Raw genomic sequence first — 24,960 nt, 5'->3', positions numbered from 1 at the left:
TTTTTTGTTGATACAGGTGTGTCGGCGTGGATGTGGCGTACCGTCACGCCCGCGCTGGCGCGTTGGTTCATGTCCGGTTCAATGGCGACTTTTTCATGCCCGAATTACCCGAAGTGGAAACCACCCGTCGAGGCATCAAGCCCTACGTCGAGGGCTTCGAGATCACCGAGGTGCGCGTGCGCTTTCCGACCCTGCGCATTCCGGTGCCATCCGGGCTTCACGAGGCGCTCGTCGGGCAGACCGTCGAGCGGGTTGACCGCCGCGCCAAGTACCTGTGCATCGAGGCCGGACCGGCCAAGGTGCTGTGGCATCTGGGCATGTCGGGCAGCCTCCGGCTGGTCGAGCTTGGCACGCCGCCGAAAAAGCACGATCACATCGACTGGGTGATGTCCTCGAACTGGGTGCTTCGCTACCACGACCCGCGCCGGTTCGGGCTGATCGATCTGGTCGATGACTGGGCCACCGATGCACGCCTTGCCTCGCTCGGGCCGGAGCCCCTGTCGGAGGCGTTTGATGGTGATCATCTGTTCGAACGCACCCGAACTCGCCGCGCGGCGATCAAGAACGTCATCATGGATAACGCAATCGTCGTGGGCGTGGGCAACATCTACGCCAACGAGGCGCTTTTCATGGCGCACATCGATCCGCGCCGCGAGGCAGGCACCCTCGACATCGCCGAGTGCCTGAGTCTTGTCGCGGCGATCAAGGCGGTGCTTGCCGCCGCGATCGAGCAGGGCGGCACCACGCTTCGCGATTTCGTCAGTGGTCAGGGTGAACCCGGCTACTTTGCCCAGCGCTTGAACGTCTATGGCCGCCGTGGCGAGCCGTGCCGCGTCTGCGGCCATGAGCTTACCGGTGAAGTGATCGGTCAGCGCGCGACGGTCTTCTGCACCTGGTGCCAGCGCTGATCGCCCGGGCAAGCGCCGCTGGGTGGCCGAGCGGGTGTGCCGGGGTGGCTTACGTCGGCGGCGCAGCCGTGTATCATTTGCCCATACGCCACTGACGGCGCGTTTCGTCGTCAGGTCATAACCTGGCCTCTGGCCCCAAGGATGCGAGTGTTTCCATGTCCGATGTTTCCGTGACGCAACATTTAAGGCTCAAGAAGAACGCGGACAAGCGTTTGAAAGCCGGCCACCTCTGGCTGTATTCCAACGAGATCGACAACGATCAGTCGCCGCTCAAGGCGTTCGAGCCGGGGGCGCAGGCGATTGTCGAAGCCGCCGGCGGCAAGGCGCTCGGTGTGGCCTACATCAATCCGCACTCCCTGATCTGTGGGCGCGTGGTCTCGCGTGACCCCAATGTCCGGCTTGACCGGTCGCTTTTAGTGCACCGATTCAAGCAGGCGCTGGCGCTGCGTGAGAGCCTGTTCGACAAGCCGTTCTATCGCCTGGTCTACGGCGAGGGCGACCTGTTGCCCGGACTTGTGATCGACCGCTTTGGCGATGTGGTCGTGGTTCAGATCAATACGCTCGGGATGGAGAAGGTTAGGGACCAGATCATCGATGCGCTCAACAAGGTGATCGAGCCGTCGGTCATCGTGTTCAAGGGCAACACCACCGGGCGCCAGCTCGAGTCGATGGCACCTGAGATCGAAGTGGTTCAGGGCACCTTGCCCGAGCGCGTGCTGCTCGAGGAAAACAGCACCCAGTTCGAGGCCCGGGTAATCGACGGTCAGAAAACCGGCTGGTTCTATGACCACCGCATCAACCGCGCGCGTCTCAATGAGATGGTCGAGGGCCGGCGCGTGCTGGACGTGTTCAGCTACACCGGCGGTTGGGGCATTCAGGCCGCAACCCACGGTGCACGCGAGGTGATGTGCGTCGATGCCTCCGCCAGCGCGCTCGAGCAGGTTAAAAGCAACGCCGCACTCAACGGGGTCGAGGACAAGGTGTCGACCCTGATGGGTGATGCGTTCGACGTCTTGTCGGATCTTAAGGCCGAAGGCGAGAAGTTCGATGTGGTCGTGCTCGATCCGCCCGCGTTCATCAAAAAGCGCAAGGACATCGCCAACGGCGAGCGGGCCTATGGTCGGCTCAACCGCGAAGCGATGCGGCTTCTGGGCCGTGACGGCATTCTGGTCTCGGCGTCCTGCTCGATGCATCTGGCCGACGACCGGCACATCGATCTTGTGCGCGGCGCGGCGCGTCATCAGGATCGCAACGCCCAGATCGTCCATCAGGGCCACCAGGGGCCGGATCACCCGATTCACCCCGCCATTCCCGAGACTGCCTATCTGAAGGCGCTCGGTGTGCGCGTGTTCAGAGACTGAGCCACGCCTTTGCCCGCAGGCCGTCCTCTCGAGGGCGGCTCGGGCAGCGCGGTCACGTACGACTCATTCGGCCGAACGGCGTCTATCAAGGGCGCCCTTCGGCCGAATCGGTTTTTAACCCTCACTCTCAGGCGATAACCACACGCCATTAACGTGTTCGAACAGGAGGTGGGCATGGCTCGCTTGAACGTGGTGGACGGGGCCAGCCGGCGCCCCATGATGCAAAAAGGGCCGGGCGTTATGGCGCTTGCCGTGCTGGCCGTCGGGCTCTTGTGGCTTGCAGGGACGGTGAGCCTTGCACAGGCCGGGCTACTTCTGACCGGCGCCGGGCTTGGCGTGGTGCTCTATCACGCCGCGTTCGGATTTACCTCGGCCTGGCGTCGGTTGATCGTCGAGCGGCGCGGGCGCGGCCTTCGCGCCCAGATGGTGCTGCTGGCGGTGGCGGTGGTGCTGTTTTTCCCGCCGCTTGCCAGCGGCACGTTGTTCGGTCACGCCGCAGAAGGCTTTGTTGCCCCCATTGGCGTCTCGGTCGCGGTCGGTGCGTTCATGTTCGGGCTTGGCATGCAGCTCGGCGGCGGCTGCGCCTCGGGCACCCTCTTCACGGCCGGTGGCGGCAGTGCGCGCATGATGGTCACGCTGTTGTTCTTCATCCTCGGTTCGGTGCTTGCGACCGTGCATTTTGACTGGTGGATGGCGCTGCCCGCCTTTGCGCCGGTGTCGCTTCCGAAAACCCTTGGTCCAACCAACGGCATCTTTTTGAGCCTTGCGCTTTTCGGCGCGATTGCGCTGGGAACGGTCTGGCTCGAAAAACGCCGTCATGGTGGGCTGGAGTCGGTGTCCTCGCCGAAGACTCAGGGGTGGGCGCGGTTATTGCGTGGGCCATGGCCGCTGCTGGCCGGGGCGGTGGCGCTTGCCGTGTTGAACTTCGTCACGCTGTCTCTGGCCGGGCGCCCCTGGGGGATCACCTCGGCGTTCGCGCTATGGGGCGCCAAGGGGGCAAGCCTTGTTGGAATCGACCCATCGAGCTGGGCCTACTGGCAGGCGCCCGACCGAGCTGCGGCGCTTGATGCGCCGGTATGGCAGGACATCACCACGGTCATGAACGTCGGTATTATTGCAGGAGCCATGCTGGCGGCGGCCCTTGCCGGTAAATTCGCGCCGAATGTTCGCATTCCTGCCCGCTCGCTGATTGCGGCGATTCTTGGCGGGCTGCTGCTGGGCTACGGCGCGCGTATTGCCTTTGGATGCAATATCGGAGCGTACTTCAGCGGGATTGCCTCGGGAAGCCTTCACGGCTGGCTCTGGCTGGTGTTCGCGTTTGCCGGCAACATGCTGGGCGTTCGTCTGCGGCCCTTTTTCTTTCGTGCACCCTACACGCCGTCGGTGAAGGGATGCTGACGGGCGTTGGCTGCAAGCGCGGCGTTTAATCGGTTAGGGCGTGATGTGACAGACAGACTCGGTTGCGCCCTGCGTGTTTCGCTTGATAAAGCGCAGCGTCGGCTGCGTTGACGGTGGTGTCAAACTGCTGAACGAGCGTGTGACTGACGGCCACTCCGATGCTGACGGTGACGTCGAGTGCGCCGCGGGAGAGCTGAAACGGGAGCTTGGCGATCGCTAGTCGAACCGCTTCAGCGCGCTGCCGCGCTGTTTCCAGGGAAACACCTGGCAGCACGACCAGAAATTCCTCGCCGCCCCAGCGGGCGATCAAATCATTGTCCCGAAGCGTCTGACGAAGGCGGCTGGCGAATTCGCTCAGTACCGTATCGCCATCGTCATGGCCGTAGCAGTCGTTGACGCTTTTGAAGTGATCGATATCAAGCAGCAAAACGGCATTGACGCGTTCATCGCTTGTGCAGGTGGCGTTGAGGCGCGTGGCCACACCGCGCCGGTTGATCAGCCCGGTCAGCGGGTCCGTTTCGGCCTGTTCGATCAGCCGTTGATTGGCCCACTCGCTGGTCATCGCGATCAGACCGAAATAGACCATGATGCTTGAGACCTGATCGAAAATCATCGGCCCCTGGCCGGCACTTGTCATGGTTACGACCTTGTCGCTCAGGACAATCTGTAAAAGGCCCAGCAGGAAACTCAGTAGATAGCTTGTGAAGGCGGCGCCCACGACGTATTGCGACCAGAGGCGCTTATGGCGGGCCCGATAGATTTCGACCACGACCAGCGCCGACCCCATGCCTGCCAGTGCATAAATCAGTGCCACTTCAAGTGCCATCGACCCCGAAAGCGCCGGGAGAATCGGATAGCTGATGCCGGTCAGCATGATCAGTAAAAGCGCCCACGCAAGCTTTCCGGGCCTTGCATAGAAAAGGCGCAGCCCGCTCCAGGATAGGGCCATGCTGGCCACGTAGGCGCCGAACATGATGGCGCCCTGAGTTGGGGCGGGCATGGTGTTCTGGGGCACTGACAGCGCGATGAGCGAGCCAAGGGTCGACGCTGCAATCGCGCCGCCCCAGCACCAGAGATAACGTGTGCCGGGGCTCTTGGCGATCATGACCGCGAAGACGATCATAAAGCCCACTCGGCTGAGTACGCTCGAAAAATGAAAGGTGGTGATATCAAGTTCCATACGGCGTGTGCTCTTGTCGGTGGGCCAGTCGGCAGATAGTGAAGAAAGACACCGCCCTAGAATCGGTAACCGACGCCTGCGCCGAGCGCCAGCTGGTCCAGGTCGACCTCGACATCGAACCCGTCACCACTGTAGCGCTGTGCAGGTACGAACAGATAGGTGGCAGAAAGGCCCACGGACCAGGCCACACCGAGGTGGTAGTCGAGCCCGAGCTGCGCCACTGGAATCAATAGAGTGTTGACCTTGAACGCCCCGATCCCCTCGCTGGGTGACACATCCAGCGGCCAGGCGTAGGCCACTCCTGCTCCAAGGTACGGCCGCAGGGGGCTGGATGTTGGCAGGTAATACTGAAGGCTTGCCATCACGGCGGCGGTGGTGACCTCGCCGGCATCAATGTCTCCGAAAAGGGTGTCTTCAAGGTGGACCGCAGTGGTCGAGACGCCGCCCGAGAGCTGGATGGCCCACGAAGGGCTTAAAAGGCGGGTCAGGCTCAGCGTCGGGAAGTGTATTGGCGGTGCGTAGTACTCGCCACCCAGCTGCCCGGCGTCGGTGTCGACATCAAGTGAGCGTGACGTGACGATCTCGGCACGAAGGAGCCAGGCTCCGGTGCTTGTTGGATCGGTGGCGGCCTGTGCCGACAGGCTGAAACACCCGGTAAGCAGGATGACGGCGAACACCAGGTGTCGATCGGGCGATATCAGTCCAGCGCAAGCATTCATCGGGAATCACTGTTTAATAAGGCGTTACTTGTTCTTATCGGCGAGGCAGGTTCAGGTTTTGAGCGCAATTTGACGATGGCGGAGGAAGCGCCCGGCGTAAGCAAGTGACCGGAGAGGTGCCCAGGCAGTGGAAAAGCGAGACCGTCCTAAAAAAGGCGCCCTCGGGCGCCTTTTTTGGCGGGATAAGCGTGCGGGAGTCAGGCCTTCAGGGCCGTCTCGAGACCGGGCGCGTATTCGGCGCCGTGCGGGACCGTGATCGAGGAGGTCTCGAGTGCGTCGCCGATCGGCTCGAAGCGCCCGCCGAGCACGTCGGCCAGAAACGCCTCGGTGACGGCGTTGAAGGCGATGTTGTTGACCGGGCGGGCAAAACCGTGGCCTTCGTCCGGGAACAGCACGTAGGTGACCGGAATGTCGTTGGCGCGCATGGCCTCGACGATCTGGTCGCTTTCGGCCTGCTTGACGCGGGGGTCGTTGGCACCCTGTCCGATCAGAAGCGGTCGCGTGATGTGCTCGGCATGCGTCAGCGGTGAACGGTCCTTGAGCCAGGCCTGGCCGTCTTCCGTACCGGGGTCGGCCATGCGGCGATACATCTGCTGGCGGCCGGCTTCCCAATACGCCGGGATACTTTCAAGCAGCGTTTCCAGATTGGAGGGGCCGACGATGTCGACGCCGCAGGCAAAGACGTCCGGGGTCATGGTGAGCCCTGCAAGCGTTGCGTAGCCGCCGTAGGAGCCGCCCATGATCGCCACGCGCGTCGTGTCGGCCACGCCTTCGCTGACGGCCCAGTCGACGGCATCAAGCAGGTCGGTGTGCATGGCGGTGCCCCATTCGCCGTCGCCTGCGCTGGTGAAGCGCTTGCCGAAGCCTGTGGAGCCGCGGAAGTTGACCGAGAGCACCGCGTAGCCCCGGTTGGCAAGCCACTGGTGGTAGCCGTTGCTGCCGTAGCTGTCCCGCGCCCAGGGCCCGCCGTGGACTAAAAGCACCATCGGAAGCGGTGCGGTCGGGCGCGAGAAGCCGCCTGAGTCACTTAGCCCGTCGGGCAGTGTCAGGTAGCTGGTCAGTGTCAGTCCATCACGGGCGGTGAGCTCCAGCGGTGTCATGCCCTGAAGCGGGGCGCCTTCAAGCTCGGGGCGGCTGACGAACAGCGAGGTGAGTGCGTTTGCGTCGCGGTCGAACAACCACGTATGCGACGGCGCGGTGATCGGGTCGTTGACCACGACCCAGTAGCGGTCGTCGCGTGAGCGCGAGGTGACATGGACATCGCCTTTGAGCTCATTGTCGAGCCACGTCATGCTCGCCTCGATTGCGTCGCTCTTGAAGTGCCAGCGCTCACGCAGGTACTCCACCGACCACGCTTCGACCTCGCGGGTGTCGCGGCTCAACATCACGTCGGTGATGTCGGCGCGGTCATCGTGGGCGATCAGCGTCATCTCGCCGCTCGCCCAGTCCTGGGCCATGAGGGCGGCGGTGTCACGCTCGCGGCTGTCGATCCAGTAAAGGGTCTTGCCGTCGCGGGTGAAGCCCGCCGGGCCGGTGTTGCTGCTGTCTTCAAAGCCGATCGAGGCGAAGGGCTCGGTGTCGATGTTGGTGCCCTCGACCCTAAAGAAATCCTCGCCGCCATCCGGGCGGGGGCGCATGGCCAGGCGCAGGTTCAGGTCGTCGTCGGCCATGAAGCCGCCATAGCCTTCGTTTTCGAGCACGTTTTCCAGTCGGCCATCGGCAAGATACAGCCGGTAGACGTCGTGCCAGCGCGGGTCACGGTCGTTGAGCCCGATCAGGATGTGATCACTGACATCGGCGCTGACGCCGATGACCATCACGCGGATCTCGTTCTGCGGGGTCAGAAGCGTGGTGTCAGCGTTTTCCACGTCCACCGCGAACAGGCGGAAGTTTTCATCGCCGCCCTGGTCGTTGACGTAGAGAAGCTGGCGACTGTCAGGGGACCAGAAATAGCTTCGAATCGGGCGCTCGGTTTCAGAGGTCAGTGCCCGTATATCGTCAGGCTGCGTTCTGGGGGCAACCCAGAGATTGAGTACGCCGTCATTGGGGGCGATCCAGGAGAGCCAGTTGCCGTCCGGGCTTAGCTGGGCACCGATGCGGGTCGGGTTGCCGAAGAGCGTCTCGCGGGGGATCAGCGGCATCGCCCCGCTTGATCCGTCATCGGTGGACGCGGCGCGCGGTGTGGTGAAAAAGGGCGTGTTCATCCAGCGCATGGCAAGACTCCTGATGGGTAGGGCGAAAAAAGCCGATCTGGGTATTCAATGATGGTGAGGGCGCGCGATCTCAAGGGCAGGGTTCGCGTCGCTTGGCAGGCTTCGGTTAAGATTGCCGAATTCACACGGCCTCGGTGTGCCTTTCGAGCCGTAGGCGTTCATGTATTGTAGACACTTTTCGAGACCCTCTTTCGATGACTAAGACACGTGTTCTGACCGGTATCACCACCACCGGCACCCCTCATCTCGGTAACTACGTCGGGGCGATCCGTCCGGCCATCGAGGCCAGTCAGGATACGTCGGTCGAGGCGTTCTATTTTCTGGCCGACTTCCACGCCCTGATCAAGGCGCAGGATCCGAAACTGGTCGAACAGTCCCGGCGCGAGATCGCCGCGACCTGGCTGGCACTCGGCCTCGATACCGACAACGCCACGTTCTATCGACAGTCCGATATTCCGGAAATTCCCGAGCTGAGCTGGTTGCTGTCGTGCGTGTGCGCCAAGGGCCTGATGAATCGGGCCCACGCCTACAAGGCGGCGGTGCACGACAATGAAGAAAACGGCAGCCCCGACCCGGACCGCGGTGTCACCATGGGGCTTTACGGCTACCCGGTACTGATGGCGGCCGACATATTGATGTTCAACGCCAACAAGGTGCCGGTCGGGCGGGATCAGATCCAGCACATCGAAATGGCCCGCGACATGGCCGGGCGGTTCAATCACCTCTACAAGGAGCAGTACTTCACTCTGCCCGAGGCCGTGGTCGATGAGCGCGTCGAGGTGTTGAACGGCCTCGATGGTCGCAAGATGTCCAAGAGCTACAACAACACGATTCCGCTGTTCGTGCCCGAGAAGAAGCTCCTTAAGCTAATTCGCAAGATCAAGACCAACTCGCTCGAACCGGGCGAGCCCAAATCGACCGAGGGCTGCACGCTGTTTCAGATCTATTCGGCCTTTGCATCGACTGATCAGACCGAGGCCATGCGCACGCGCTACGCCGAGGGCATTGGCTGGGGCGAGGTCAAAAACGAGCTGTTTGAGTTGCTCAATGGGCAGCTGAGTGCGCCCCGCGAGCGCTATCAGGCGCTTCTGGAGGATCCCGGACATATTGAAGCCGTGCTGCAGCAGGGCGCGGAAAAGGCGCGTGAGGAAACCACGCGCACACTCGAGCGGCTGCGCTCGGCAGTCGGTCTCGGACGGTTCGTCTGATCGGTCTTTTTATAATTAAAAAAACCGCCGGGGGGCTGTGTCGGCACTGATAAAATGTCGACACACCGGCCCTCCGGCCTGACGACCGGTCGGGACTTGCTACACTGAAACGGTGCCTGTCCCTGAGACCAAGGCAACCGTTCGTCGCGTAAACGACGCCGGTACGGATTCAGCCCGGCGGCGCAGTCAGCTCGTCGTACCGCCGGGGCCAATTTGTTCAACCTGGTATGCGAGAGCTCATGAGCGAACCGTCGAAACGTCCCCTGTATGTCCCCTACGCGGGCCCCACGCTTCTTGAAATGCCGCTGCTCAACAAGGGCAGTGCCTTCACGCTCGAAGAACGCATCAGTTTCAATCTGATCGGTCTGTTGCCCCATAACGTCGAGACCATCGAAGAGCAGGTCGAGCGCGCTTATCACCAGTACAGCCAGTGCGCGACCAACCTCGACAAGCACATCTACCTGCGCGCGATTCAGGACGACAACGAAACGTTGTTCTTCCGTCTGATCGAGGAAAACCTCGAGGAGATGCTGCCGATCATCTATACGCCGACGGTCGGCCAGGCCTGTGAGAAATTCTCTGAAATCTACCGCAACCATCGCGGTCTGTTCATTGCCTACCCGGACCGCCACCGGATGGATGACATTCTAAGAAGCGCGACCAAGGACAACGTCAAGGTGATCGTCGTTACCGACGGTGGCCGCATTCTGGGGCTTGGGGATCAGGGCATCGGCGGCATGGGTATTCCGATCGGCAAGCTCTCGCTCTACACCGCCTGTGGCGGCATCAGCCCGGCCTATACACTGCCGCTGGTACTGGACGTGGGCACTGATAACCAGGAGCTTCTGGACGACCCGATGTACATGGGCTGGCGTCATCCGCGCATTGGGGATGAGGAATACGCCGAGTTCATTGAACTCTTCATTCAGGCGGTCAAGCGCCGGTGGCCGAACGTGCTGCTTCAGTTCGAGGATTTCGCGCAGAAAAACGCCAATCCGTTGCTCGAGAAATACCGCAACGACATCTGCAGCTTCAACGACGATATTCAAGGCACGGCCTCGGTCGCGCTCGGCACGTTGATGGCGGCCTGCAAGGCCAAGAATGAGCCGTTGAAGGATCAGGTCGTGGCGTTTGTCGGCGCAGGCTCGGCCGGCTGTGGTATTGCCGAGCACATCGTGGTCGCGATGATCGATGAGGGCCTTTCCGAGCATGAGGCGCGAAAGCGCGTGTTCATGATCGACAAGGATGGCCTGGTGACCGACGATGCCAAGGGGCTCTATCCCTTCCAGCAGCGCCTGGCGCAATCACGTGACGCGCTCTCTGACTGGGGGCTTGGCGATGGCGCTATCTCGCTGACTGACGTGCTCTCTCACGCAGGCGCCACCATATTGATCGGTGTTTCCGGTCAGAAAGGGCTGTTCTCGGAAGAGGTGATCAAGACGCTTCACAAGAACTGCGCCAACCCGCTGGTGATGCCGCTGTCGAACCCGACCTCCAAGGTCGAGGCCACGCCCGAGCAGATCATCAAGTGGACCAATGGGCAGGCGCTGGTGTGCACCGGCAGCCCGTTCGACCCGGTCGAGTTCGAGGGGCGGACGATTCCGATTGCCCAGTGCAACAATTCCTACATCTTCCCGGGCATTGGTCTGGGGGCGGTCGCGGCCAGGGCCTCAAGGATTACCGATGAGATGCTGATGGCGGCCTCGCGGGCACTCTCTGACAGCGCACCGATCGTCAAGCACGGCGAGGGGGCACTCCTGCCGTCGATCAAGGACGTGCAGACGCTCAGTCAGGACATCGCCTTTGCCGTGGCCAAGCAGGCCCAGAAGGAAGGGGTGGCGCTCGAGACCAGCGATGAGCGGCTCTGGGGTGAAATCACGAAGAACTTCTGGCACCCGCGCTATCGCCACTATCGCCGCGCGGCGTTCTAGTCGTTAAGCCGTTCTGGTCACGACGCAGGCGCCAGGCATGAAAAAGCCCCGACCATCGGTCGGGGCTTTTTTTGTACCGGATCGAACGTCGCACAAGGCGACGTCCGACAGGCTCACTTGCTCAGCATGCTGCGAAGGACGTAGTGCAGGATGCCGCCGTGACGGTAGTACTCCATCTCGTTGGCAGTGTCGATGCGGCACTTGGCCGAGATGGTTTTCTCATTGCCATCCTCGAACGTGATCGAGACGTCGACGGTGCCGCCGGGCTCGAGTTTGCCAAGTCCCTTGATCGAGATCACTTCCTCGCCTGTCATGTTCAGCGAGTTGCGATCTTCACCTTCGGGGAACTGCAGCGGCAGTACGCCCATGCCGATCAGGTTGGAGCGGTGGATGCGCTCGTAGGATTCGGCCAGTACCGCGCGCACGCCAAGCAGACGTGTGCCCTTGGCTGCCCAGTCACGCGAGGAGCCGGTGCCGTATTCCTTGCCGGCGATGACGACCAGCGGTGTATCGTCTTCCTGATACTTCATGGCCGCATCGTAAATGGACATCTGCTCGCCAGAGGGAATATGGCGTGTGAAGCCGCCTTCGACGTTATCGAGCATCTCGTTTTTGATGCGCACGTTGGCGAAGGTGCCGCGCATCATCACTTCGTGGTTGCCGCGACGCGAGCCGTAGGAGTTGAAGTCCTTGACCTCGACCCCGTTGTCCTTCAGGTACTTGCCTGCGGGGCTGTCGGGCTTGATCGCACCTGCCGGTGAGATGTGGTCGGTGGTGACCGAGTCGCCGAGCTTGGCGAGCACGCGGGCCTCGACCACGTCTTCGATCGTCTCGGGCTCACGGCCCATGCCTTCGAAGAACGGCGGGTTCTGAATGTAGGTCGAATCGCTTGACCAGTTGTAGACTTCACTGGCCTCGACATCGATGGACTGCCAGGTTTCGTCGCCGTCGAAGACTTCGGCGTACTCCTTGCGGTACATGTCCGTCTTGACCCGCTCGACGGCCTCGGCGATCTCGGACTGCGACGGCCAGATGTCCTTCAGGAAGACGTCGTTGCCGTCCTTGTCCTGACCGAGCGGGTCTTCGGTGATGTTGATCCGCATGTTGCCGGCGAGTGCGAAGGCGACGACCAGGGGCGGTGACGCCAGCCAGTTGGTCTTGACCAGCGGATGGATGCGCCCTTCGAAGTTACGGTTGCCCGAAAGCACCGAGGCCACGGTCAGGTTTTCATCCTGCACGGCCTTTTCGATGGGCTCGGGCAGCGGGCCTGAGTTACCGATGCACGTGGTGCAGCCGTAGCCCACAAGATTGAAGCCGAGCGTGTTGAGTGGCTCCTGGAAACCTGCGGTCGCAAGGTAGTCGGTCACGACCTTGGAACCCGGTGCCAGGGAGGTCTTGACCCAGGGCTTGGACATCATGCCTTTTTCGACGGCTTTCTTGGCCAGAAGGCCTGCCGCCATCAGCACGCTCGGGTTGGAGGTGTTGGTGCAGGAGGTGATCGCTGCAATGACCACGGCGCCCTCGTCGAGGCGGAACTTGTCGCCTTTCCATTCGACGTTGGGGTTGTCGCGGTAGCTGTTGCCGACGTAGGGCGCGGTCTGGCCGCCTTCGCTCAGCCACTTGCCGTCTTCGGTGTCCTGCTCGTCACCGGACTGCTCGTCGAGCAGTTTGAGGAAGGTGGACTTCATGTCTTTCAGCGAGACACGATCCTGCGGGCGTTTCGGGCCGGCAAGGCTCGATTCGACCTCATTCATGTCAAGTTCAAGGGTGTCGCTGAAGCGCGGCTCATGGCCGGGCTCGCGCCAGAGACCCTGCGTTTTCGCGTACGCCTCGACCAGTTCGATCTGCTCCTGGCTACGGCCGGTGAGCTTCATGTAGGTCAGGGTTTCATCGTCAAGCGGGAAGAAACCACAGGTCGCGCCATACTCGGGCGCCATGTTGGCGATCGTCGCGCGATCGGCCAGCGGCAGATCCTTCAGGCCGTCGCCATAGAATTCGACGAACTTGCCGACCACACCGTGCTTTCTGAGTATCTGGGTGACGGTCAGCACCAGATCGGTTGCGGTAATGCCTTCGTTGAGCTTGCCGGTCAGCTTGAAGCCGACCACTTCGGGAATCAGCATCGATACCGGCTGACCGAGCATTGCAGCTTCGGCTTCGATGCCGCCGACGCCCCAGCCGAGCACGCCAAGGCCATTGATCATGGTGGTGTGGGAGTCGGTGCCGACCAGCGTATCGGGGAAGGCAAAGGTCTTGCCGTCGATGTCCTTGGTCCAGACCGACTTGCCGAGGTACTCCAGATTGACCTGGTGGCAAATACCGGTGCCCGGCGGCACGACGCTGAAGTTGTTGAAGGCCTGCTGGCCCCAGCGCAGAAACTCGTAACGCTCGCGGTTACGCTCCATCTCGATCTTGACGTTGTCCTCGAACGCGTCGTCGTCACCGAAGTGATCGACCATGACCGAGTGGTCGATGACCAGATCGACCGGGGAGAGCGGGTTGATGCGCTCGGGCGATTCCCCCAGATTCTTGACGGCGTCACGCATGGCGGCAAGATCGACCACGCCGGGCACGCCCGTAAAGTCCTGCATCAGTACGCGGGCGGGGCGGTAGCCGATTTCGCGGGTGGACTTGCCTTCTTTCTGCCAATCGACCAGCGCCTGGATGTCATCGGCGGTGGCGGTCTCGCCGTCCTGATAGCGCAGCTGGTTCTCGAGAAGGACTTTCAGTGTGAAGGGCAGCTTCGAAATATCGCCGTACTGTTTTTCGGCTTCGGCAAGGCTGTAATAGTGATAGGTCGCATCACCTACCTTGAGTTCGGAAATCATGTCACTTGCATCCTGGGCGCTCATGGGCCTCCTCCTCATCGTATTAAGAGGGTCAGTGTCGACGGCTCGGGCATGTTTATAGGCTACGGTCATTCCCATCGCGTCTACTTCGACGGGTGCCCGAGGTAAAGCGTAGGTGCTCTTTGGGAAATATGCGCGATTTAAGCGCGCCGCCAACTGTTGACAATCATGGTGCCAGCTCATGCAGATATCGTGAAGGGCGCATTAGCGCGAGAAGCTTTAACAGGAAAGGTGAAATCAGGGCGGGGAAAATGCGCATCGCTCACTACACTTCACTTTATGAATACGCCAGAAAATTGATCCCGCCGGGCGCTCAAGTGTCTGGTCGAATGAGGGCGATACCATGAACGAAGAGCTGCTTGAACCGCGTGATGTTCAATGCCCGTATTGCGGCACGATGTGCACACTCTTGATCGACGCAAGCCAGGGCTCGATTTCAACCGTCGAGGACTGCCAGCGCTGTTGTAGCCCGATGCAGGTTGCCATCGAGGTCGACGCGCTCGATGACACGGTGCTGTCGGTCACGGTGCATCGGGACGATGCCAGCGATTGGTAGCTGGGGTAGGTCGTTTGTCGTACTATCAATCCTATAGATCACGGCTATTTTGGCTATTGCCCTAATCGAATTGGCAAACTGCTTCCGGTTTAATACGATTGAGCCAGTCTTTAAATCCGATAGTTAATTCAAGATTGCAAAAGGAAAGGTTAATGAGCGTACTTGTAGGCCGTCAGGCTCCCGAATTTGACGCACCGGCGGTTCTCGGCGATGGCAGCATCGTCGACAGTTACAAGCTGTCTGAAAGCGACGGCAAATACCGTGTGGTCTTTTTCTGGCCGCTGGACTTCACCTTCGTATGCCCGTCGGAAATCATCGCCCACGACAACCGCCTGGCCAAGTTCAAGGAACTCGGTGTCGAGGTGATCGGTGTGTCCATCGATTCTCAGTTCACTCACCACGCATGGCGTAAGACCTCTCGTGACGCCGGCGGCATCGGCAACGTCGAGTTCCCGATGGTCGCGGACGTGAAGCACGAAATTGCCCAGGCTTATGGCATCGAGCATCCGGAAGAAGGCGTTGCACTTCGCGCCTCGTTCCTGATTGACAAGAACGGCGTTGTCCAGCATCAGGTCGTCAACAACCTGCCGCTGGGTCGTAACGTCGACGAAATGATCCGCATGGTTCAAGCGCTTCAGTATCACGAGAACCATGGCGAAGTCTGCCCGGCAGGCTGGGAAGAGGGTAAGGAAGGTATGAAGGACACCGCCGAAGGCGTGGCCAAGTACCTGTCCATGAACTCGTCCAACCTGTAAGGGGCGTCGGCGGACACCTTGAAGGTGGCCGCCATCGTAACCATATACCGCGTAATGCGGGCAAATGGCCTGATGGTGCGAAAGCGCTTTCAGGCCATTTTGTTATGACATGAACATGGGCAGGGCCCCAGTGGCTCTGCCGGGTAATGAGAGGTCTTATGAGTGACGTTCACCACCGGTCGTTAATTATTCTAGGGTCCGGTCCTGCCGGGTATTCCGCGGCCGTTTACGCCGCACGAGCCAACCTGAAGCCCATGTTGATCACTGGCATGGAAATGGGAGGGCAGTTGACCACGACCACCGACGTGGACAACTGGCCAGGCGATGATATCGGCGTGCAAGGCCCTGAGCTGATGGAGCGCATGCGCCGTCACGCTGAGCGGTTCGAGACCGAAATCGTCATGGATCACATCCAGGAGGTCTCCGTAACCGAGCGCCCGTTTACGCTCAAGGGCGGCAGTGACACCTATACCTGCGACGCCTTGATCATCGCCACCGGAGCCAGCGCGCTGTATTTGGGGCTCGAGTCGGAAGACCGCTTCAAGGGCCAGGGCGTGTCGGCCTGCGCGACCTGCGATGGGTTTTTCTACCGCAATCAGGACGTCGTGGTGGTTGGTGGCGGCAACACCGCCGTGGAAGAGGCGCTTTACCTGTCCAATATCGCCAAGAACGTGACTCTGGTGCATCGGCGCGATCACCTGCGGGCAGAAAAGATTCTGCAGGACAAGCTCTATGACAAGGTCGAAAACGGCAATATCACCCTCGAGTGGAATCACGTCGTCGACGAGGTTCTGGGCGATAACTCCGGTGTCACCGGCGTTCGCCTGAAGGCGTTCAACGGCGAGGCCACCAAGGAGCTTTCGGCAACGGGGTTGTTCGTCGCGATCGGCCACAAACCGAATACGGATCTGTTCACCGGCCAGCTCGACATGAAGGATGGCTATCTGGTGGTGAAATCAGGCCTTGAAGGCAACGCGACCGTCACCAGCGTACCGGGCGTGTTCGCGGCAGGGGACGTCGCCGATCATGTCTATCGTCAGGCCATTACCTCAGCGGGCAGTGGCTGCATGGCGGCGCTCGATGCCGAGCGTTATCTCGATGGGCTGGACCCGTCGGTACCGCACTCTGCCTGGTAAGCGGGACGGGTGTCGGTCAGTACCAAAAAGGAGCTTCGGCTCCTTTTTTCTTGGCGTCGTTCATGATAAAGAACGAATGTGGTTTGGGCGCGACGGCCTCAGTAATGGGATGGCCTAAGTAATGGGATGGCCTCAGTAATGCGGCGGTACGTCATCTTCCGGACGCCATGAGGGCGCGTCGTCGTCCTGAGAAGTGCGGGTGTTTTCAACGCGCTGATTCAGGATCAAGAGCTGCCGCTCGAGTCGCTCGATATGGCGCTGTTGGTCGACCAGGGTGCGATCAAGCAGTTCGAGCCAATCTTCCTGGTGGGCCAGTCTGCTTTCAACTTCGGTTAAGCGGTCTACCACCTCACCGAGCGAGCTGTCAATCGGCATGTTACACTTTGTTGAGTCGCCTGAAGTGCTCATGAAGTAGAGGATTTCCGGTGAAGTGATGAGTGAGTCATGACGTAATTCCAATAAATGTAGAGATATTCAAGTATATGAATCGACAATCTTTTTTGCGCTGCAGCTTGATCAGTGCCGTACTGGCGCTGCTCTTGCCGTTTCTGATTCTTGGCCTGCTGATGCTGTTCGGCAGCGCATCGCCTGCGGGTGAACTCATGAGCGCGCCTGCCTATCTGGCGACCGCGATTGCAGGGTTTATTGTACTGATCATTGCCACCGCCAGCATGTCTCGTTCTGCCCCGCAGTCCGTGACGTCGACAGCTATCGAGGCCGATGACGATGACCGGGAAAGTGGTATCGTCAAATGGTTCAACGTCAACAAGGGGTACGGGTTCATCACGCGCGATGTCGGCGGTGATGAAGACGTCTTTGTTCATTTCAGGGCATTGAGGGGCAAGGGCAACCGAACGCTTGCCGAAGGGCAGCGGGTCAAATATTACGCGGTTCGAAACGATCGCGGTCTGCAGGCCGAAGATGTGACCGTGATCACCTGATCGATGTGAAAGGCGCCGAACGGCGCCTTTCTTGAATCGACGCCAGCCATATCAGCGCCTGAACACCAAAAGCGCTTGCCTCAAAGGCCTGAATCGGGCCAGTGAAATACTTCCTCTTCGCCTCCCGCCTTGACGCGATAGAACCGGTCCGGCTCGTCGCCTGGCTGCCAGCCGCCGAGTGAGCAGCGCACCTCGACGCCGAGCGCGGCCTGTGCCGCCCGGGCGCAGTCCACATCCCGCGGCCAGGGAGTAGCGCTCGAATCGAGCCAGAGGCTCGAGAAACGGTCCGCCGCATTTTCGATCAACAGCACCGGCAGTTCGCCTTCGGCCATCGTGAACAGGGTGCGCCATTTGCCCTTGCCGCTTGGCTGCCAGTCGCGCGTCTGCGAGAAGGTCTCGTTCAGCCAGGCAAGGATGGCGTCCTTGTCGATCGGGGCGAGGTAGATCTCGATATCGGGAAACCGCTCCATGCTCATGATCCTAGAAGTCGTTTGAAAATCGCCAGGTAGCAGTCACTCAAGACATCAAGATCGCGTGCGCGGATGCGCTCATCGACCTGATGAATCGTCGCGTTGCAGGGGCCGAGCTCGATGACGTGCGTGCCGAGCGTGGCGATGAAGCGACCATCGGAGGTGCCGCCGCTGGTGGATAGCTGTGGCGGTGTGCCGGTCGCGTCGGTGATGCCGTCGGTCACGCTGGTCAGCAGGGCACTTTCGGGCGTCAGAAACGGCTCGCCGAACAGCGTCCATTCGATGTCGTACTCAAGCCCGTGCTCATCGAGAATCGCCTCGGTGCGGCGCTTTAAGAGCTCGGCGGTAACCTCGGTCGAGAAACGGAAGTTGAACACGACCTCGAGTGTTCCAGGAACCACGTTGGTCGCACCGGTGCCGGCGTTGATGTTCGAGATCTGAAAGCTGGTGGCCGGGAAAAACGCATTGCCTTCGTCCCAGTGTGCGCGTGCGAGCGCATCGAGCGCCGGCGCGGCCTGATGAATGGGATTTCGCGCCAGATGCGGGTAGGCCACGTGGCCCTGAATGCCCTTGACCGTAAGCACAGCGCCGAGCGAGCCACGGCGGCCGTTCTTGACGACGTCGCCGACCCGCTCGGTCGAGGAGGGTTCGCCGACGATGCAGTACTCGGGGGCTTCTCCGCGCGCGCGCAACGTCTCGACCACGGCGCGGGTTCCATGTATTGCCGGCCCTTCCTCGTCGCTTGTCAGCAAAAAGGCCAGTCGGCCCGGGTGGTCCGGCTGTTGGTCGATGAAGCGCTCGACCGCCGTGACCATCGCGGCCAGGCTTCCTTTCATGTCGGCCGCGCCGCGGGCGCGCAGGTAGCCCTGATCGTCGATGGACGGTGAAAAGGGCGGTTGCTGCCATTGGGCTTCGGGGCCGGTCGGGACCACATCGGTGTGGCCGGCAAGCACGAGCGTGGGGCCTTCCCCGCGGGTGGCCCACATGTTGGTGACGCCGTGGGCATCCATGGGCTCGATCGTGAATCCGAGCGCTGCAAGGCGTTCGGCAATCAGGGCCTGGCAGCCTGCGTCATCGGGGGTCACCGACGGTCGAGCCAGCAGGTCGCAGGCAAGCGTCAGCGTGTCGGAAAGGGTATCGGGCATGGTATATCCGTAAACATGGCCGGCGCAGGGCCGGCCACCGATCAAGTATCAGTTGTGAGCGTGCAGGGCATCGTTCAGGGCGATGGCACTCTTGTTGGTGCGGCATTCAAGTCGCCCAGTGGTCGAGTTGCGCAGGAACAGCAGGTCGCTCTGGCCGGCAAGCTGGCGCGCTGCGACGGTTTCAGCCACCTCACCGTTTTCATCCAGTACCGCGACCTTGGCACCTGCGGTGATGTAGAGCCCGGCCTCGACGGTGCAGCGATCGCCCAGCGGAATGCCGATGCCGGCATTGGCGCCGATCAGGCAATTTTCGCCGGTACCGATGACGATGTTGCCACCGCCGGACAGCGTGCCCATGGTCGAGGCGCCGCCGCCGAGATCCGTGCCTTTCTTGAGCATGACGCCTGCAGAAATGCGGCCTTCAACCATACCCGGACCTTCGGTGCCGGCGTTGAAATTGCAAAAGCCTTCGTGCATGACAGTGGTGCCTTCACCCAGGTGCGCGCCGAGGCGAACGCGGGCGGTATCGGCGATGCGCACGCCTTTCGGCACAACGTAGTCGGTCATTTTCGGGAACTTGTCGACGCAGTCGACCGAGAGGGTGCGGCCTTCCAGGCGCGCCTTGAGCTGACGAGCGGAGAGCTCGTCGATGTCGATGGCGCCTTCGCTGCTCCAGGCGATGTTCTTGAGCAGGCCGAACATGCCGGTCAGGTTGATGCCGTGCGGCTTGACCAGGCGGTGTGACAGCAGATGCAGCTTGAGGTAGACCTCAGGCACGCTTGCCGGGGCGTCGTCGGTGTCGATGAGCATCGCTACCAGCGGTCGCTGGCTCTGTGTCAGCGCCTCGGCCAGTTCGGCCTGTTCGGTGAAGCCGGCTTCGCTGAAGGCGTCGCCCAGTTTTCCGGCATCTTCCGGTAGAAAGCTTACGGCCTGATTGCCTTCGGGCAGCGTCAGTACGCGGCGGGCAGCCTCGATCAGTTTGGCGCTCGGCTCGAACTGAGGGGCCGGGTAATAGACTTCCAGCCAGTCGCCCTGGGTGTTTTGTGTACCGATGCCTAGTGCAAAGCTCAGCATGTTTGATCCTCTAGAAGTGATAAAAGCGCGTGAAGGCGCCTGTTATGGGATGTGATCGATAAGCGTGTCGTAGTCGTCCGCAAGGTACCCTGCTCGCGCGTCCACGTTCGGCCCGGTGAGTACGGGGCGTTTCATGAGCGAGGGGTGCGTGCTCAAGAGCTCGATGGCGGCCTGAGTGTCGTTGTCAGCAAGGCGCGCCTTTTCGGTATCGTCGAGCTGGCGCCAGGTGGTGCTGCGGCGATTGATCAGCGTGTCCACGCCCAGCGCCTCTATCAATTGAGTCAGCGTGGCGGTGTCTAGACCGTCGGCCTTTACATCGATGTAGCGGTACTTAAGTCCGGCGTTATCGAGGTGGCGGCGTGCCTTGCGGCAGGTGTCGCAGCTTTTTAGACCGATAAGGGTGAGCATGGTCGGGTCCGTGATGATGGCCTGGGATGCAGTGTGTGCGCTGATGTGCAAGGCGGTCGATTATAGGCAGCCCGGGGGCTGCGCTCAAACCCCCGCCTCGGCATCGAGTACATCGCACAGGCGCTGGCTCAGCCCGTCGAGTCGGCGGCTGTCGGTAATGGCCTGACCATCGAGGTCCATGATGAAGAACACGTCTTCGACGCGCTCGCCAAGCGTTGCGATCTTGGCGCCGGACAGGGCGATGTCACACTCCATGAAAATGCGGCCCACGCGGGCAAGAAGGCCCGGGCGGTCCGCCGCGATCAATTCAAGCACGGTGCGGTCGTTGGTGTCGTCCTGCTCGATGCGCACCCGGGTCGGGACCCGAAAGTGCTTGAGTTGGCGCGGTGTGTGGCGAGCGACGATCCTGGGGTAGTCGTCCGGGTCGTCGAGTTCATCGACCAGCTGTTGGTGAATGGCGCGAAGCCGCTCGGGGTCGCGAATCGGTTCGCCGTCGTCGTCGAGCAGGATGAAGGTGTTCAGCGTCCAGAGGTTACTGGAGGTCGCGATGCGGGCGTCGTGGATCGACAGTCCAAGCTGTTCGATCGCCGCCGCCGTTGCCGCGAACAGGTTGTTGACCGAGCGGGTATGAATAAAGACCTTGGTGCCGCCGTCGGCCATGTCCTCGGTCGGTGCGCTGATCAGGATTAACGGGGTGACCTGGTAGTTGGCCTCCAGAATGCCCTGGGTATGCCAGGCGACTTCGCTGGGGGCGTACTGCAGAAAATACTCATCGCCAAGGGTTTGCCACAGCTGGTCAACGCTCTCGTCGCGGGTGCCCATGCCCGTCAGTAGCGCCCGCGCCTCGGCACGGGTCTCGTTGACCCACTCCTGACGGTCCAGCGGGTTTTCGAGTCCGCGTCTGAGCGCGCGTCGAGCTTCGGTATGGAGTTGGCGCATGAGGGAGGCACGCCAACCGTTCCAGAGGGAGGCGTTGGTGGCGCTGATGTCGGCCACGGTCAGCACGTAAAGATAATCGAGGTGGCGCTCATCGTGCATGGCGGTGGCGAATTCGCTGATGACGTCGGGGTCGCTGATGTCTCGTTTCTGAGCGGTTTTTGACATCAACAGGTGATGCTCGACCAGCCAGCAGATCAGCTCGGTATCGCGGCGGCTGATGCCGTGGCGTTCGCAGAAGGCGCGGGCGTCGATGGCGCCGAGCGTTGAATGGTCGCCCCCACGGCCCTTGGCGATGTCGTGGTAGAGCCCGGCGATCCAGAGAATATCGTGGCGGGGTAGCTGCTGCATCAGCGTGCAGGCAAGCGGCGATTGTTCGTCGCTATCGCCCTTGAAGCACTGAATACCATCGAGCAGGCGCAGCGTGTGCGCGTCCACGGTATAGATGTGGAACAGGTCGTGCTGCATCAGACCAATCACATCGCCGAACTCGGGCAGGTACTTGCCGAGAATGCCATAGCGGGCCATGCGTGCCAGCTGCTGAGCGACATTGCCATCGGAGCGCAGGAGCTCCATGAACAGACTCTTGTGGCGCACATCCTGCCGAAAGGCGTCATCGATCAGGTGGCGGTGGTCGCGAATCAGTCGAATGGTTTCCGCGCGTACGCCATCGATGCGCGGGTGCTGGGCCATCAACAGAAACAGCTCCAGAAGTGCGCCCGGGCGCCTTAGAAAGACGGTGGGGTAGCGCGCCTGGATGTAACCGTCTCGAATCTCGAATCGGTTATTGAGGGGCGTGATGGTCGGGGTTTCCGAGTCACGTAGAATGCGCTCCTCGAAATTCTGCAACAGCATGTCGTTGAGCTCGACCAGCGTTGTTACCACGCGGTAGTAACGGCGCATGAACTGCTCGACGGCAAGCCGCTTTTCCGAGTCCCTGTAACCGAATAACTCCGCCACGGCGCGCTGGTGGTCGAACAGGAGCCGATCCTCGGCGCGCCCGGTCAGCATATGCAGCGCGTAGCGCACCTGCCACAGAAAGGCGCGGCCCTGGCTCAGAATGCGCAGGTCGGTGTCGGACATGAAGCCCTGACCGATCACATCGGTGTAGGTGCGCACGTCGAAATGCCGCTTGGCTACCCAGCCGACCATCTGAATGTCGCGTAGGCCACCGGGCGAGCTTTTGATGTTCGGCTCCAGGTGGTACTCGGAGTTATTGAACTTGTGATGGCGCGCGATCTGTTCCTGCCACTTGGCCTCAAAAAATGACGCGCTCTGCCACATGCGCTCGGGGCTTGTGCGTGCGTACATCGCATCGCGCAGGCGTTCGGGGCCGGAAAGCGTTCGGCTTTCAAGCAAATTGGTGATGACGGTGATGTCATTGCGGCATTCACGCTCGCAGTCGCTCAGCGAGCGAACGCTGTGCCCGATATCGAGCCCGATGTCCCATAAAAACGTGATGAACGCGGTCAGCGACTCGCGAAACGGCGTGTCATCGTCGTCTTCAAGCAGCAGCAGCAAGTCGATGTCAGAGCCGGGGTGAAGTTCGCCGCGGCCATACCCGCCGACGGCGAGAAGGGCGATGCCATCGCTTGGCCAGTCAAGCCGCTCCCAGGCGACCTTCAGAAGCTGGTCGAGGCACCAGGCGCGCCCATAGATCAGGTCCCGAATGTCGTGGCCGGCCATGAAGCGCCGATCCAGGCATTCGCCGATCTCTTTCAATGCGTTCTTGTACAGCGGGATCAGCGGGCGGCCAGTCTCAAGTGAGGCCTTGAAGGCGCTCACGTCGAACAGGTCGGTGTCGGGCACGAAGCGATAGTGGTGCAATAGCATGATCTGGTCTCAGCGTGACATCGTTCTGTAAGTGCCCGACGGGGGTGGCCGCCCGGTTGTGTGGCGTCGAGTCGCGGGGTCACTCGGTCAGAAACGAGAGGTCTTCGTCCTGGCGGATCGTGGTCACGATGCAGCCCGTATCGGTCACGATCAGCGTGTGTTCCCACTGGGCGGAAAGGCTCTTGTCGCGAGTGACCGCGGTCCAGCCATCTTTCAATACCTTGGTCGCGTACTTGCCGGCGTTGATCATTGGCTCGATGGTCAGGCACATGCCGCTTTTGAGCACGGCGTCGTTATGTCGGTCATAGCCATCATAGTGCAACACCTGGGGCTCTTCGTGGAAATTTTTCCCGATGCCATGACCGCAGAAGTCGCGCACGACACTGTAGCCGTTCTTTTCAGCGTGGGACTGGATGACCCGGCCGATGTCGGAGAGTCGAGTGCCGTCCTTGACGATCTCGAGTGACTTGTAGAGACACTCCTGAGTCACGGTAGACAGCCGTTCGCCCTTGAGGTTGTCGCCGACGATGAACATGCGGCTGGTGTCGCCGTAGTAGCCGTTCTTGATCACGGTCACGTCGATGTTGAAGATATCGCCGTTCTTGAGCTTCTTGCCGAAGTCGGGAATGCCATGACAGACCACGTGATTGAGCGAAATGCAGGTGGCGTGCTGATAGCCGTGATAGCCGATGGTGGCCGAGGTGCAGCCCAGTTCGTTTTCAAGGTATTCCTGACACAACCTGTCGAGCTCACCGGTGGTGACGCCTGCACGGACGTGCTCGCTGATCATTTCAAGGACCTGGGCGGCGCAGCGGCCTGCAACCCTTAGATGTTCGATGTCTTCCGGTGTATTGATCGGGATGGTCATGTCGGTTTTCAACTCGGTGCTGATCGGTGCGCAGAAACGGCCCGATGGGGATGGAGAATGCCCGCTGGCGCGGGGTTCGGGCTAAGTTCGGCTTCATATTTCAAGTGTTATATGGTATAAAGCCGCGCGCTTTCCTGCAAACCATTGCCACGCCGACCTTCATGCGTCGACGGGCTCGGGAGGGTGTGTAATCAATCCTTAACGACACACACGTACCGTCACATCGTCCAGGGTGCCGCTTTGCGGTCGGATGCATGGGGTACGTGGAGGCATAACCCGATTCTGGAGAATCCTATGTCAGTTTCCATGCGTGATCTGTTGAAAGCCGGTGCCCACTTCGGTCACCAGACCAAATATTGGAACCCGAAGATGGGCAAGTACATCTTCGGTGCGCGCAACAAGATCCACATCATCAACCTCGAGCACACTCTGCCGGCGTTGAATGAAGCAACTTCCGTGATCGAGAAACTTGTTTCCAACAACAACAAGATTCTCTTTGTCGGCACCAAGCGTGCGGCAAGCAAGATCGTCAAGGAAGAAGCCAATCGCGTTTCCCAGCCGTTCGTCAACCATCGCTGGCTCGGCGGCATGCTGACCAACTTCAAGACGATTCGTCAGTCCATCAAGCGTCTGCGCGAACTCGAAGCGATGCATGAAGACGGCACCTTCGCAAAGCTGACCAAGAAAGAAGTTCTGATGGCCACGCGCGAGCAGGAAAAACTCGAGCGTTCCATCGGCGGTATCAAGAACATGGGCGGCCTGCCGGACGCGATGTTCGTCATCGACGTTGATCATGAGCGCATCGCGATCAACGAAGCGAACAAGCTGGGCATTCCGGTCATCGGCGTTGTCGACACCAACTCCAATCCGGATGGCGTCGACTACGTGATCCCGGGTAACGACGACTCCATTCGTGCGATCCAGATCTACGTTCAGGCGATCGCGAACGCATGTGGCAAGGCGAACGAAGCCTCTGCCGATGAGTTCGTCGAAGTGGTTGACGAAGAAGCCCCGACCACTTCCGAGTGATGCGTGTGACGCTATCGCGCATGCGACAGCGTTTCACGACTG

At 60.9% G+C, this 24,960-nt stretch carries 21 protein-coding genes; 10 read left to right on the top strand and 11 right to left on the bottom strand.

Annotated elements, in window-relative coordinates:
* The first annotated feature begins 95 nt into the window (after nt 1-95).
* The 3 genes from mutM to NAT49_RS07455 all read left to right on the top strand — a co-directional run bounded on the left by mutM (nt 96) and on the right by NAT49_RS07455 (nt 3,667).
* A complete protein-coding gene (gene mutM, locus NAT49_RS07465) occupies nt 96-908 on the top strand; it encodes a bifunctional DNA-formamidopyrimidine glycosylase/DNA-(apurinic or apyrimidinic site) lyase (RefSeq protein WP_251592806.1) in 813 nt (270 codons plus the stop codon).
* A gap of 170 nt (nt 909-1,078) precedes the next feature.
* A complete protein-coding gene (locus tag NAT49_RS07460) occupies nt 1,079-2,269 on the top strand; it encodes a class I SAM-dependent rRNA methyltransferase (RefSeq protein ID WP_251593569.1) in 1,191 nt (396 codons plus the stop codon).
* 216 nt (nt 2,270-2,485) lie between these two features.
* Nucleotides 2,486-3,667, top strand: coding sequence for a YeeE/YedE family protein (locus NAT49_RS07455; protein ID WP_251593567.1), 1,182 nt, complete (start codon nt 2,486-2,488; stop codon nt 3,665-3,667).
* Between the two features lie 25 nt (nt 3,668-3,692).
* Here the strand turns inward: NAT49_RS07455 and NAT49_RS07450 are convergent, their stop codons facing one another.
* The 3 genes from NAT49_RS07450 to NAT49_RS07440 form a co-directional block, all read right to left on the bottom strand.
* Entirely contained in the window at nt 3,693-4,847 is a 1,155-nt protein-coding gene (locus tag NAT49_RS07450) for a GGDEF domain-containing protein (RefSeq protein ID WP_251592804.1), read from the bottom strand.
* A gap of 56 nt (nt 4,848-4,903) precedes the next feature.
* On the bottom strand, nt 4,904-5,524 hold the full coding sequence (locus NAT49_RS07445; protein ID WP_251592803.1) for an OmpW/AlkL family protein: 621 nt from the start codon (nt 5,522-5,524) through the stop codon (nt 4,904-4,906).
* A gap of 239 nt (nt 5,525-5,763) precedes the next feature.
* A complete protein-coding gene (locus tag NAT49_RS07440; RefSeq protein ID WP_251592802.1) occupies nt 5,764-7,779 on the bottom strand; it encodes a S9 family peptidase in 2,016 nt (671 codons plus the stop codon).
* Nucleotides 7,780-7,973: 194 nt separating this feature from the next.
* Between NAT49_RS07440 and NAT49_RS07435 the strand changes: the two genes are divergently transcribed.
* Nucleotides 7,974-8,987: a tryptophan--tRNA ligase gene (locus tag NAT49_RS07435; RefSeq protein ID WP_251592801.1), complete on the top strand. Its 1,014-nt coding sequence runs from the start codon at nt 7,974-7,976 to the stop codon at nt 8,985-8,987.
* A gap of 239 nt (nt 8,988-9,226) precedes the next feature.
* Nucleotides 9,227-10,918: an NAD-dependent malic enzyme gene (locus NAT49_RS07430; protein WP_251592800.1), complete on the top strand. Its 1,692-nt coding sequence runs from the start codon at nt 9,227-9,229 to the stop codon at nt 10,916-10,918.
* 113 nt (nt 10,919-11,031) lie between these two features.
* On the opposite strand, the gene acnA is transcribed toward NAT49_RS07430, so the two are convergent.
* Nucleotides 11,032-13,770, bottom strand: coding sequence for an aconitate hydratase AcnA (gene acnA / locus NAT49_RS07425; RefSeq protein ID WP_285836059.1), 2,739 nt, complete (start codon nt 13,768-13,770; stop codon nt 11,032-11,034).
* A gap of 340 nt (nt 13,771-14,110) precedes the next feature.
* On the opposite strand from acnA, the gene NAT49_RS07420 reads away from it, so the two are divergent.
* From NAT49_RS07420 to trxB, 3 genes are all read left to right on the top strand, one after another.
* Nucleotides 14,111-14,323, top strand: a complete 213-nt coding sequence (locus NAT49_RS07420) for a zinc ribbon domain-containing protein (protein ID WP_251592798.1) — start codon at nt 14,111-14,113, stop codon at nt 14,321-14,323.
* Between the two features lie 152 nt (nt 14,324-14,475).
* Nucleotides 14,476-15,078 (top strand): peroxiredoxin, encoded by a 603-nt coding sequence (locus NAT49_RS07415; protein WP_251592797.1) that lies wholly within the window; start codon nt 14,476-14,478, stop codon nt 15,076-15,078.
* A 158-nt stretch (nt 15,079-15,236) separates the two neighbouring features.
* The gene (gene trxB / locus NAT49_RS07410) at nt 15,237-16,214 is read left to right on the top strand and encodes a thioredoxin-disulfide reductase (protein WP_251592794.1); all 978 of its coding nucleotides are present in this window, start codon (nt 15,237-15,239) and stop codon (nt 16,212-16,214) included.
* A gap of 132 nt (nt 16,215-16,346) precedes the next feature.
* Here trxB and NAT49_RS07405 read toward each other — a convergent pair whose 3' ends face one another.
* Nucleotides 16,347-16,589, bottom strand: coding sequence for a SlyX family protein (locus NAT49_RS07405; protein ID WP_251592792.1), 243 nt, complete (start codon nt 16,587-16,589; stop codon nt 16,347-16,349).
* Between the two features lie 107 nt (nt 16,590-16,696).
* Here NAT49_RS07405 and NAT49_RS15005 point away from each other — a divergent pair, with 107 nt between their 5' ends.
* The gene (locus NAT49_RS15005; RefSeq protein ID WP_285836058.1) at nt 16,697-17,155 is read left to right on the top strand and encodes a cold-shock protein; all 459 of its coding nucleotides are present in this window, start codon (nt 16,697-16,699) and stop codon (nt 17,153-17,155) included.
* Between the two features lie 80 nt (nt 17,156-17,235).
* Here NAT49_RS15005 and NAT49_RS07395 read toward each other — a convergent pair whose 3' ends face one another.
* The 6 genes from NAT49_RS07395 to map form a co-directional block, all read right to left on the bottom strand.
* Complete coding sequence (locus tag NAT49_RS07395; protein WP_251592791.1) at nt 17,236-17,625, bottom strand: hypothetical protein; 390 nt, start codon at nt 17,623-17,625, stop codon at nt 17,236-17,238.
* Between the two features lie 2 nt (nt 17,626-17,627).
* Nucleotides 17,628-18,770: a succinyl-diaminopimelate desuccinylase gene (gene dapE, locus NAT49_RS07390; protein ID WP_251592790.1), complete on the bottom strand. Its 1,143-nt coding sequence runs from the start codon at nt 18,768-18,770 to the stop codon at nt 17,628-17,630.
* 48 nt (nt 18,771-18,818) lie between these two features.
* Nucleotides 18,819-19,844, bottom strand: coding sequence for a 2,3,4,5-tetrahydropyridine-2,6-dicarboxylate N-succinyltransferase (gene dapD / locus NAT49_RS07385; protein ID WP_251592782.1), 1,026 nt, complete (start codon nt 19,842-19,844; stop codon nt 18,819-18,821).
* A gap of 42 nt (nt 19,845-19,886) precedes the next feature.
* Nucleotides 19,887-20,252: a Spx/MgsR family RNA polymerase-binding regulatory protein gene (locus NAT49_RS07380; protein ID WP_251592781.1), complete on the bottom strand. Its 366-nt coding sequence runs from the start codon at nt 20,250-20,252 to the stop codon at nt 19,887-19,889.
* Between the two features lie 84 nt (nt 20,253-20,336).
* The gene (locus NAT49_RS07375) at nt 20,337-23,021 is read right to left on the bottom strand and encodes a [protein-PII] uridylyltransferase (protein ID WP_251592778.1); all 2,685 of its coding nucleotides are present in this window, start codon (nt 23,019-23,021) and stop codon (nt 20,337-20,339) included.
* Between the two features lie 79 nt (nt 23,022-23,100).
* Complete coding sequence (gene map / locus NAT49_RS07370) at nt 23,101-23,889, bottom strand: type I methionyl aminopeptidase (RefSeq protein WP_251592776.1); 789 nt, start codon at nt 23,887-23,889, stop codon at nt 23,101-23,103.
* A gap of 294 nt (nt 23,890-24,183) precedes the next feature.
* Here map and rpsB point away from each other — a divergent pair, with 294 nt between their 5' ends.
* Complete coding sequence (gene rpsB, locus NAT49_RS07365) at nt 24,184-24,918, top strand: 30S ribosomal protein S2 (protein WP_251592774.1); 735 nt, start codon at nt 24,184-24,186, stop codon at nt 24,916-24,918.
* Nucleotides 24,919-24,960 lie beyond the last annotated feature (42 nt).

It is taken from the genome of Larsenimonas suaedae, assembly GCF_023712105.1.
GTDB classification, from domain to species: Bacteria; Pseudomonadota; Gammaproteobacteria; order Pseudomonadales; family Halomonadaceae; genus Larsenimonas; species Larsenimonas suaedae.
This window is presented reverse-complemented; position numbering and strand designations above follow the sequence as displayed.